General features: G+C 69.3%; 5 protein-coding genes and 1 pseudogene. 3 read left to right on the plus strand and 3 right to left on the minus strand.

The annotated features are described in order from the left end of the window. The 3 genes and pseudogenes from DEO45_RS12615 to DEO45_RS12625 form a co-directional block, all read left to right on the plus strand. Positions 1 to 553, plus strand: a pseudogene (locus tag DEO45_RS12615) (xanthomonalisin); the annotation flags it as partial. 147 nt (positions 554 to 700) lie between these two features. Beyond that, positions 701 to 2083 carry a M20/M25/M40 family metallo-hydrolase gene (locus DEO45_RS12620; RefSeq protein WP_114344210.1) on the plus strand — a complete coding sequence of 461 codons (1383 nt, stop codon included), beginning with the start codon at positions 701 to 703 and terminating at the stop codon, positions 2081 to 2083. Between the two features lie 524 nt (positions 2084 to 2607). Next, positions 2608 to 3744, plus strand: a complete 1137-nt coding sequence (locus DEO45_RS12625; protein ID WP_114344212.1) for a hypothetical protein — start codon at positions 2608 to 2610, stop codon at positions 3742 to 3744. A 135-nt stretch (positions 3745 to 3879) separates the two neighbouring features. On the opposite strand, the gene DEO45_RS12630 is transcribed toward DEO45_RS12625, so the two are convergent. The 3 genes from DEO45_RS12630 to gspD all read right to left on the minus strand — a co-directional run bounded on the left by DEO45_RS12630 (position 3880) and on the right by gspD (position 11544). Continuing rightward, positions 3880 to 6504, minus strand: coding sequence for a bifunctional diguanylate cyclase/phosphodiesterase (locus DEO45_RS12630; protein ID WP_223250866.1), 2625 nt, complete (start codon positions 6502 to 6504; stop codon positions 3880 to 3882). A 143-nt stretch (positions 6505 to 6647) separates the two neighbouring features. Further along, the gene (gene hrpB / locus DEO45_RS12635; RefSeq protein ID WP_114344216.1) at positions 6648 to 9155 is read right to left on the minus strand and encodes an ATP-dependent helicase HrpB; all 2508 of its coding nucleotides are present in this window, start codon (positions 9153 to 9155) and stop codon (positions 6648 to 6650) included. A 61-nt stretch (positions 9156 to 9216) separates the two neighbouring features. Next, entirely contained in the window at positions 9217 to 11544 is a 2328-nt protein-coding gene (gene gspD / locus DEO45_RS12640; RefSeq protein ID WP_114344218.1) for a type II secretion system secretin GspD, read from the minus strand. Position 11545: the final 1 nt, after the last annotated feature.

Genomic DNA, 11545 nt, shown 5'->3' on the forward strand with positions numbered 1-11545 from the left:
CACCGAGACGGTGACCGACAGCGTGAACGGCAGCACCAACTCCAAGACCGCCTCGGTGAGCGTCTCCAGCAGCAGCCCGTCCCAGCTGCTCGGCAACACCGGCTTCGAGAGCGGCTCGTCCTCGCCGTGGTCGATGAGCTCCGGCACGCTGTGCAGCAACAGCGGCTGCTCGGGCGAAGTGGCCCATAGCGGCTCCTGGTTCGCCTGGCTGGACGGCTATGGCACCACCCACACCGACACGGTGTCGCAGTCGGTGGCCATCCCGAGCGGCAAGACCTCGGCCACCCTGTCGTACTACCTGCACATCGACACGGCGGAGAGCGGTTCGACCGCGTATGACACGCTGAAGGTGCAGGTACTCAACAGCTCGGGCTCGGTGCTCGCCACACTGGCGACCTTCTCGAACGTCAATGCGGCCACCGGCTATGCCGTGCACACGGCCAACCTCACCCCGTACATCGGGCAGACGGTGACGATCAAGTTCACCGGCAGCGAAGACTCGTCGCTGCAGACCTCGTTCGTGCTCGACGACATCACGCTGACCGTGCAGTAAGGCGGCCTTCGTCGCCGCTGCACGCGCAGCGGCAAAACCCAGGGCCCGGTCGGCGACGACCGGGCCTTTTTTCATGACGGCCCGGGTCCCTGCCTGCACGCCGGCCGGCCGTTGTATGGTGATGGCTCATTCACGCGGATCCCCGTCATGCATCGATTCCTGCCCAGCCTGTTCCTCGCCATGCTGCCGGTGGCGGCGGCCCAGGCGGCATCGCTCCCCGCCATGCCGCACGAGCAACCGGCGCTGCACGCACTGGCCGGCGCCCCCAGCGAGGCGGAGCTGCGCGCCACGATCACCAAGCTGGTCGGCTTCGGCACCCGCCACACGCTGTCCGACACGAAGTCCGACACCCGCGGCATCGGCGCCGCGCGGCGCTGGGTGAAGGCACGTTTCGAGGCGATCTCGCGCGACTGCGGCGGCTGCATCGAGGTGGCCACGCCCTCGCAGGTATTCAGCGGCAAGCGCATCCCCACGCCGACCGAGGTGATGGACGTGGTCGCGATCAAGCGCGGCAAGCGCGACCCGCAGCGGGTGATCGTGATGACCGGCCACCTCGACTCGCGCGTCAGCGACGTGATGGACGCCACCAGTGATGCACCCGGCGCGAACGACGATGCCTCCGGCGTGGCCGCGCTGATGGAAGCCGCGCGGCTGCTGTCGAAGCAGGACAACGACGCCACCCTGGTGTTCGCCGCGCTGTCCGGCGAGGAGCAGGGCCTGTACGGCGGCAAGGTGCTGGCCGACTATGCGGTCGCGCACGGCTGGCAGGTCGAGGCCGATCTCAACAACGACATCGTGGGCAACAGCCGGGGCCAGAACGGGGTGGTCGACAACACCACGGTGCGGGTGTTCTCCGAGGGCACCCGGAGCAACGAGACGCCGGCCCAGGCCAACTACCGCCGCTACCATGGCGGCGAGGTGGATTCGCCCTCGCGCAACCTCGCCCGCTACCTCGACCGCCTCGCCGACCGCTACCTGCCCGACTTCCACGTGCACATGGTCTACCGCACCGACCGCTACGCCCGAGGCGGCGACCAGGTGCCGTTCCTGGAAGCGGGCTACCCCGCCGTGCGCGTCACCGAGGCGCACGAGAACTACACCCGGCAGCACCAGGACCTGCGCACCGAGGGCGGTGTGCATTACGGCGACACGATCGACGGCATCGACTTCCGCTACCTCGCCCGCGTCACCGCGTTGAACACCATCACGATGGCCGCGCTGAGCCGCGCACCGGCGCCGCCGACCGGCGTCGACATTGCGGGCGCCGTGACCACCGACACCACGCTGAAGTGGCGCAAGGTGCCCGGCGCCGCCGGCTATCGCGTGTACTGGCGCGACACCACCGCGGCGCAATGGCAGCACGCGCGGGCGGTAGGCGACGTCGACCACGCGGTGCTGCAGGACGTGGTGATCGACGACTGGTTCTTCGGCGTATCGGCGGTATCCGCCGACGGCTATGAGAGCCCGGTGGTGTTCCCCGGCGACGCCGGCAGCTTCGCGCGTTCGCCGACGGCGCCCGGCAAACCCTGACCGGGGCCAGTCGCCCGGCGGGGGAATCGGCTCGTGCACGGCGGGAATCGGGCGCGCGACGCGGGACCGTACCAACTGAAACCCGGCAGGGCATCCTTGAAGATTATCCGGCGTCCCCGGACACGTTTTCTCTCTGCAATAACTTTCGCATTATCCGAAATTAATTGCGCCTGATTGACAGGACTTTGAATTGAATGCGATTTGGCATCGAAATCCTTGTGCTTTTGATTCCATATTTCAAAAAATCCTATTGACGGTTTTCATCCCCCTGACCTACGGTCTGCGGGATTCGCCAATTGGGAGGTTGGCGAATGATCCCCGAGGGATGTTCGGCAAAACCGGCATCCCGGAAAAGCGGCGGCGGCCTTGCCCGATGGACGCAATCAAGGGTAACCGCTGGTATTCACGGGATGCCGGTCAAGTCTGCAACAACAACCAATCGCCGCAAATCATGCGGTCATTCCTGCATGGGGTCGATTCGACCGCATCGGGTTTGTTTGTCCTGAAAATCTACGGGGAGTCATATGTCGACGTTATTGAAGCGCAATCTGCTCATCGCCTTCGCCAGCACCGCCCTGCTCGCAGCAACCCTGGGTTCTGCGGTCGCCGGCAACACGGATGAATTCGCACCGAACCCCTATGCGCCATCGTACGGGCATCCGTATCGCCACGGCGCGGTTCCCACCCGGGAAGCGCTGGCCCGCATGCACCAGTACGACAACCTGCACGCCGCCCAGCCCGGCAGCAGCACGACCACCAGCGGGAAAACCCTGAGCTATGGCGGCGGCGTGGACGGTATCGGCGTCACCAGCGGCACACCGCGCGTCTACATCGTGGTCTACGGCAGCCAGTGGGGCACCGCCGGCACGGACGCCAAGGGCAACATGACCCTGAGCAACGACCCGGTGAATGCCGTGCCGTACCTGCAGAACCTGTTCAAGGGCCTGGGCACCGGCAGCGAACTGTGGTCGGGCGTGATGACCCAGTACTGCGATGGCAGCGGCGTCGCCACCGGCGCCACCTTCTGCGCCTCGAGCGCCAGCCACATCGGCTATCCCTCGAACGGCGCCCTGGTCTCGGTCTGGTATGACAACTCGGTGCCCTCCCCGTCCAATGCCACCGGCGCGCAGCTGGCGCAGGAAGCGGTCAACGCCGCCCAGCATTTTGGCAACACCACGGCGGCCTCCAACCGCTACGCGCAGTACATCATCCTGTCGCCGACCGGCACGCATCCGGACGGCTTCAACACCTCCACCGGCAACTTCTGCGCCTGGCACGACTGGCAGGGCGACAACTACGGCATCACCTCGCCGGTCGGTGACGTGGCCTTCACCAACATGCCGTATGTCTACGACATGGGTACCAGCTGCGGCGAGAACTTCGTCAACAGCGGCACCCAGGGTCTGGTGGACGGCTTCTCGATCGTCAATGGCCACGAGTACGCCGAGACGGTGACCGACCAGAACCCGGCGGGTGGCTGGACCAATCACGTCAAGGGCTCCCGCAACAAGGGCCAGGAGAACGGTGACGAGTGCGCCTGGATCAGCTCCGGCCAGGGCAAGTCCCAGGATGTCGTGATGGGCAACGGCAGCTACGCCATGCAGAGCACCTGGTCGAACGACACCAACGAGTGCGACATCTCGCACCCGATCGTGCTGTAAACCACCGAAGGGTGTCCCGGGACACCGGCAGCCTGCATTCGACAGGCGTCATGGTGGATTCTGGGACGATGTGAGCTCGATGGCCCGGTCGGCAACGACCGGGCCATTTTTTTCCCTGGCGAAACATCCGCCGCCTCAGTCGCGCTGGAACACCGCCAGTTCGGGCCGGTGCAGGCTGAAACCCTGTACCCCGTTTACGCCCAGCGTCGCCAGCGCCTGCACGGTTTCCGCGTCGGCCACCCACTCGGCGACAATCTCCAGGCCGAGCCGGTGACCGATATCGGTGACCGCCCTGACCATCAGGTGGCTGACCGGATCGGTGAGCATGTCGCGCACGAAGCTGCCGTCGATCTTGAGGATGTCCAGCGGCAGGTTCTTCAAGTAGGTGAACGAGGACATGCCGGCGCCGAAATCGTCCAGCGCAACCTTGCAGCCCACCGCACGCAGTTGCTCCATGAAGCGCACCACCTGCGACAGGTTGCGCACCGCCACGGTCTCGGTGATCTCGAAACACACCCGCGACGGATCCACCCGATAGTGGCGCAGCCAGCCGATGATCCGGCCGGCCAGCGCCTCGTCCTCGACGCTGGCGCCGGAAAGATTGATCGCCACCATGCGCAGCCCCGCGCCTGCCGGATGCAGACGGTCGAAGTGGACCAGCGCGGTCTCGATCACCCAGCGGTCGACCGCCGGCATCAGGCCGTAGCGCTCGGCCGCCGGCAGGAATACGCCCGGCACCACCAGCTCGCCCGCTTCGTCGCGGAAGCGCAGCAGCAGCTCGACGCTGGGCCCGGGTTCGTCCGCCGGCGACAGCGGCAGGATCTCCTGGTAGGCCAGCACCAGCCGGCCCTCGTCGACCGCCCAGCGCAGCCGGTTCGCCCACTCCATCTCGCCGTGCCGGCGCACCGTCTCGTCATCGCGCTCGGAGTAGAAGTGCACGCGGTTGCGGCCGAGTTCCTTGGCCATATAGCAGGCGGTATCCGCCTGCGCCAGCAGATCCTTCACCAGCACGCCCGGACGATCGACCAGCACGCCGCCGATGCTGGCGCTGACCAGGTAGCTGCGCTTCTCCCAGCTGAACACGTAGCCGTCGATGCAGCGGCGCATGTGCTCGGCCGCCTGCTCGGCGGCAGCCCGGTCGGCCACGTTGGCGACCAGTACGCCGAACTCGTCGCCGCCCAGCCGCGCCAGCACGTCGCCAACGCCCAGCTGCCGGCGCATGACGGCTGCCAGTTGGGTCAGCAACTGGTCCCCGGCGAGGTGACCGGAGGTGTCGTTGATCAGCTTGAACTGGTCCAGGTCCAGGTACAGCAGCACGGCGGGCGGCGCCGCGGCGTCGATCTTGTCCAGCGCAGCCTGCAGGCGCAGTTCGAACTCGCGCCTGTTGTAGAGCTCGGTCAGCGCATCGTGGCTGGCCTGGTGGCTCAAGCGCTCGGTCAGCCGGCGCTGCTCGCTGATGTCGCTGGCCACCATCAGCAGCATGGTGCCCTCGTTCAGCGCAATCCGCGAGATCGCCACATCGGCCCAGAAACGCAACCCCGCATCGCCGTGCAGGAAGGTTTCGGTCCACGCGCCATCGCCGGGGTCGGCACCGCCGAGCCGCGCGCGCAGGTGCGGGTCCTCGAACAGCTCGGGCAGGCGGCGCCCGACGACCTGTTCTCCAAGGCGCGCACGCGCCGCCTGGTTCGCGTAGGTGATCCGCCCGTCCCCGGCCTCGGCCAGCAGCACCAGCGCCGGCAGCAAGTCGTTCAGCGCGCGGAAGCGCTCCTCGCTCTCGCGATAACGGCGGCTCATCCGCCAGCCCAGTTCGAGCGCACGCTGGCGGGTACTGACGACGGAGTAGACCAGCAGCGCCAGCAGGATGCTGGACAGCACGCCGGCCCACAGGGTCGCCTGGCCCCCTCCGCGCACGCCCGCGCCGGTGTAGTGCGGCAGCGGCCACATGCGGACATTCCATACGCGCCCGCCGTAAGCCAGCTTGCGCTCGTAGCGGTAGCCGTCGCCCAGCCATACCGGGCCGTTGCCCGAATCGAACAGGAGCAGCGCCTGCGCCCCGGTGACGTCGCTGATCTGCAGGCGCAGGTTGCGCGTCAGCGAGTCGGGCAGCGAGTTGCCGATCAGGCCATCCAGCCGGAACGATGCCGCGATCGAACCGCGCATGCGCGCGCGCCGCTCCTCGACGGTCCGCGGCGGCGCACCCGTGCTGTAGATCGGCAGCCGCAGGGTGACGCCTTCGCCCGCCATGCCGGATCCGGCCAGCTGCACCGGATGGAATGGCGCCGACAGGGTCGCCTGGTCGCTGTCGCGCGAGGCCAGCAGGCCGGCGAGGTTGCGCGGCTGCGTGCCCACATCGAGCCCGACCAGGCTGTCGTTGCCAGTCGCCGGTTCGACCCAGCGGGTTACGTAATGCTCCCCGTCCGGCCTCAGCTCGCGCTGGGCGTAGGCCAGGGCAAGCAGGCTGGGGAACTGTTCGCGCGGCCGCATGTTGGCGTAGAAGCCGGCGTATTCACCCGCCTCCACCTCCTCCGAGGAGAGGAACAGCGACTGCGCGGCGCGCAGCAGCGACTCCGCGGCATGCAGCTGGCTCTGCAGCGAAATGCAGGCCTTGTTGGCCAGCTCGTTGCGGACGAGCGTGCGTTCGGCCCGCAGCCGCTGCTTCTGCTGGTCGTGCGCGGCCAGCGCCAGCGAGAGCCCCAGCAGCAGCGCGAGCAGGCTCCACAGCCAGGCGGCGACTCGCCACCGCGAGGGTTGCGAGATCACGGGATCGCCCGCGCCACCGTCATCCGGCGGTGCGGGAAGCAAATCGTCGGGATGCTTTTTTCCAGGCAAGGGAACCACCACACGATGCCGTTGCCGCCGATGGTACACAACCGCACCGATGCCCATCCACGCAGGCGACGGAATCAACGTCCCCCGCGCGGTTTCGCGCGATGTGTGGGCGTGGCCGTCCACGGGTCGTCCGGCCACGGATGGCGCGGATAGCGGCCCTTCAGCTCCTTCTTCACTTCCGGATAGGTGCGCTCCCAGAATCCCTTCAGGTCCTGCGTCACCTGGATCGGCCGGCCCGCCGGCGAGAGCAGGTGCAGGGTGACCGGGATGCGGCCGCCACCGATGCGCGGCGTGTCGGCCAGGCCGAACAGCTCCTGCAGCTTCACCGCCAGCACCGGCGGCTCGCCTTCGGAGTACTCCAGCCGGCGGCTCTGCCCGCTCGGCACCAGCAGGCTTTCCGGCGCCTGCGCATCGAGCATGCGACGCTGCTCGTAGTCGAACCGCGTGGCCAGCGCCTGCGACAGCTGCTCCGCGCTGAGCGCGTCGAACCGGTGCTTGCCCTCGAGGTACGGCGCCAGCCACTCCTCCAGGGTGGCCAGCAGCGCCGGCTCGGAAACATCGGGCAGGCCCAGTTCGGGCATCCACGCGCGCAGCGCCTGCATGCGCGCGCGCAGTCGCCGCGCGGGATCGCTCCACGGCAGCGCTTCGACGCCTTTGGCACGCACGGCGGCAAGCAGCGCGGGCAATGCATCGGCGGCCTTCACCGGCACGCTGCGCCGCTCCAGCACGATCGCACCGAAGCGGCGCTCGTCGAACGCCTCGGCGGCGCCGCGCTCATCGTTCCAGCGCAGCGTGCGCTCGCGGGTGAAGCGCAGCGGGAAGTCGCGTTCGAGCACACGCGGATCGAACGGTGCGGCGGCAAACACCAGGCTGTCGCGCGCCTCCAGGCGCAGGTCCAGCACCACCAGCCAGGGCTCGCCCAGCAGCGCGGTGTCTTCGTGCAGGCGCACGCCGCGGCCGTTGGCCAGCGTGTAGCGCAGCGGGTTACTGCCGTCGCGGCGCGCGATGCGATCGGGGAACGCATGCAGCAGCAGGTCGCCGACCGCATGGCTGTCGGGTACGCCGCTGGCCGCTGTGCGCACGTCGAGGCGCCGGCGCCAGCCCTTGCTGGCCTGTTCGATCGCCGCCAGCGCGCCGCTGTCGGCTTCGCCGCGCACGGATGAGCCACGGCGGTCGCGCCAGGCATGCAGCGCGGCGACGCGGGCGCGGAAATCGTCGCTGCGCGCCTGCGCGCCGCGCAGCGGCGAACGCGCCTCCGTCAAGGCCAGCAGGTCGGCGATCAGTGCCCGCAGCTCCGGCGGCGCACGCAAGGCGGCGGCACCAAGCCGCGGCGTGGCGCCGAGTTCCAGCATGCGCCGGCCGAGCGCGGTGATGCGGCCATCGGTGTCCAGGGCGTCAAGATTCGCCAGCAGCTCACGCGCCTGCGCCAGCGCGCCGGGCGGTGGCGGGTCCAGCCAGCGCAGCTGGTCGCTGCCCCAGGCCGCCAGCTCCAGCGCCAGGGCGGAAAGTTCCGCCTGCACGATCTCGGCCGCGCGCGCCGGTTCCAGCCGCCGGCTCTGCGCCCACAGCCGGTACGCCGTACCGGCCGCCACGCGGCCGGCGCGGCCGGCGCGCTGGTCGGCCGAGGCCTGCGAGATGGCCACCGTCTCCAGCCGGGTGAAGCCGGAATTCGGGTCGAAGCGCGGCTCGCGCGCGAGTCCGCTGTCGACCACCGCGCGGATGCCCGGCAGGGTGACGCTGGACTCGGCCACGTTGGTGGCCAGCACGATTCTCCGCATGCCCGGTTCGGCTGGCGCCAGCGCTGCCTGCTGCTCGGCCAGCGACAATTCGCCGTGCAGCGCGACCAGCTCGACGTCGTCGCGCGTCAGCGTCTGCGCCAGCACGGCGTGCGTCCGTGCGATTTCGCGCCGGCCGGGCAGGAACGCCAGCACGTCGCCGTCGTTTTCTTCCAGCGCCTGCCGCGCGACGCGGGCCAGCTGGTGTTCAACCGTTTCCTGCGTGCGCGCCGGCGGATAGTCGACGCGCACCGGAAAACTGCGGCCCGGGCTGCCGAGCCACGGCGCGTCCAGCCACGCCGCGATGCGCTCGCCGTCCAGCGTGGCCGACATCAGCAGCAGGCGCAGCTCCGGCCGCAGCGTGGCCTGCACGTCCAGCGCCAGCGCGGCGCCGAGGTCGCCGGCGAGGTGGCGTTCGTGGAACTCGTCGAACACGATCGCGCCGATGCCGTCCAGTTCCGGATCGTGCTGGACCAGCCGGGTGAGGATGCCCTCGGTGACCACTTCGATGCGGGTCGCCGCGCTGACTTTCGACTCGAAGCGGATACGGTAGCCGACAGTTTGCCCGACCGCCTCGCCGAGCTGCTGCGCCATGAACTGCGCGGCGGCGCGCGCCGCGATCCGGCGCGGCTCCAGCATCACGATCTTGCGCCCGGCGAGCCATGGCGCATCGAGCAGGGCCAGCGGCACCTGGGTGGTCTTGCCCGCGCCCGGCGGCGCCTCCAGCACCAGCCGCGGCGTCGCCGCCAGCGACGCGCGGATCTCGGGCAGCAGCGGGGTGATCGGGAACGAAGGCGGCGCATTCATCGCGCCGATGATAGCGGGCGCCGCCGCGCGCCCCCCGGCGACACGCCGGGGCGGCTGTCTGCTACGGCTTGCTGCTGGCGGGCGTCGGCGCGCGCAGCGGTGCCAGCGACTCGAACTTGCTCTGGTAGTCGTCGGTGATCTGCTTCGCGTCCGCGCCGCCGCGGATCACCCGCGGCGTGATCAGCACGATCAGCTCGGTGCGGTTGCGGCTGCGGCTGGTGTTGCCGAACAGCCGGCCCAGCACTGGCACGCGATTGAGCCCGGGGATGCCGGTATCGGTGTTGCCTTCGGCCTGCTCGATCAGGCCGCCCAGCAGCACGGTCTGGCCACTCTGCACCGCGACCTGGGTGGCCAGCTTGCGCTGCGAGATGGCCGGGTTGCCGTTGACCAGCGGCACCGATTTGTCGGCCTGGCTCACTTCCTGGCTGATGTTCATGTAGACCAGGCCGCCGGGATTGATCCGCGGCTGCACGTTGAGGATCACGCCGGTACTCAGGTAGCTGACCTGGCTGTAGCTGGTGGCCGCGCCGAGGCCGGTGTTCACGCTGGTCTGGTTGATCGGGATCTGGTTGCCGACCGCGATGCTGGCCACTTGGTTGTTCATCACCACCATCGACGGCGCCGACAACGTCTTGGTGTTGCCGCTGGTCTCCATCGCGCGCACAGCGACCTGCAGGTCGCTGTTGAGGAAGGAGTAGAAGAACGGCTCGCCGTGGAACGCGTTGCCGCCCTGGCCCAGGCCGAGCTGGCGGTGCCGGTATGGCTGGCCCGGCACGATATTGCCGCTGCTGTCGGTGGTGCTGCCGGTCAGTCCTTCCAGGTACCACTGCACGCCGAACTGGAATTCGCCGGTGAGGCTGACCTCGAGGATGCGCGTCTCGATCTGCACCTGCAGCGGCACGTTGTCGAGCTTGTGGATCGCGCCCTTGATCTCCTCCCACTGCGACGGCCGCGCGCGCACCAGCAACTGGTTGCTGCCGTCGACCGAACTGATCCGCACGCTGCCGTCGCTGGAGCTGTACTGCGCCTCGCTGGACGCGCCGCCACCGGCCGCGCCGCCGAAGGCGGCCGAGCGGCTGCCGAAGCCGCCGCCCGCGCCTGCACTGCTGCTGTCGCGGCCATTGCCGCCGACCGCGCCGACGTTGCCGCCCGCGCCGCCCGCGCCGCCGAGGCCGCTGTCGCGTCCCGCACCGCCCGGGTTGCCGAAGCTGCCCGCGGTGCTGCCCATGCTGGTCGCGCCGGCGTTTTCCGCGCTGCCCAGGGTGGCGGCGGCGAGGCCCGGCCCGACCTGGCCGCCGTTGTCACCGCCACCGCCGGCGCCGCTGGTGTAGATCTGCGCCAGGTAGCGGGCCAGGTCCGATGCCTTGATGTTGCGCACGTCGTAGACGAACAACTGCGGCTCGTTGCCGCCGCCGCGGTCGATGCGGGTGATCCAGTCGCCGACCTCCTGCAGGTATTCCGGCTGGGTGCTGATCACCACCAGTGCGTTGGTGCGCTCGATCGGGATGAAGCGCAGCATGCCGGCCAGCGGGGTGCTCCCCTTTTCGCCGAACATGCCATCCAGTTTCGGCATCAGTTCGCCGACGCTGGCGTACTGCAGGTTGAACACGCCCACCGACATGCCGCGCAGCCAGTCGACGTCGAAGGTGCGCACCATGCGCTGGTAGTTGGCCAGCTCGTCGGGGGTGCCGGACATCACCAGCAGGTTGCGCGCCGGGTCCACCAGCAGGGTCGAATCCGCCCGCGCAAACGGCTTGATCAGCTTCTGCATCTCGGTGGCGGAGATGTAATGCAGCGGGAACAGCCGCGACTGCAGCCCGCCCGTGGGCGCGCTGGCGCCGAGGCTGGGCACCAGGTTGCCGGCCACCGCCTCCTTCTGCGGCAGCACCACATAGCCGCCGGCGCGTTGCACCAGCGCGTTGCCGGTCCACGACAGCAGGGTCTCCAGGATCGGCAGCGCCTGGTTCGACTCCACCGGCTCGGCGGTGGAGAACGAGATGTTGCCCTGCACGCCCGGTGCGATGGTGTAGTTCTGCTTGAGCAGGTCGCCCAGGATCGCCTTGACCACCGCCTGTACCGGCTGGTTCTCGAAGTTGAAGGTCACCGAGCCGCCGCCGCTGGCCGCCGGGCGCGGCTGGCTCAACGCGCCGGGCCGGATGAACTGTCCGCTGCCCCGGCTGAGCTGCGACGGTGGCGTGGCCGTGCTGCCCTCCGATGCGCCGTTGTTCAGCGGCAGGGGTGCGGGCACCGGGTTCTGCGTGCCGGCCATCGCCTCGCGCTGCAGGGCGCCGTTGTCCGGCGGTGGCGGCAGGCTGGCGCAGCCGGCCAGCGCCACGATGGCGCCCAGCATGACGCTGCGCAGGAGTTGCTGAGTGGGCGTGCGGAACATG

The sequence above is a fragment of the Rhodanobacter denitrificans genome (assembly GCF_003335105.1).
GTDB lineage: Bacteria > Pseudomonadota > Gammaproteobacteria > Xanthomonadales > Rhodanobacteraceae > Rhodanobacter > Rhodanobacter denitrificans_A.

Excerpts from the sequence above, each read along its gene's own strand:
- DEO45_RS12620 (WP_114344210.1), top strand. The coding sequence starts at position 701 with ATGCATCGATTCCTGCCCAGCCTGTTCCTCGCCATGCTGCCGGTGGCG.
- DEO45_RS12625 (WP_114344212.1), top strand. The coding sequence starts at position 2,608 with ATGTCGACGTTATTGAAGCGCAATCTGCTCATCGCCTTCGCCAGCACC.
- hrpB (WP_114344216.1), bottom strand. The coding sequence starts at position 9,155 with ATGAATGCGCCGCCTTCGTTCCCGATCACCCCGCTGCTGCCCGAGATC.
- gspD (WP_114344218.1), bottom strand. The coding sequence starts at position 11,544 with ATGTTCCGCACGCCCACTCAGCAACTCCTGCGCAGCGTCATGCTGGGC.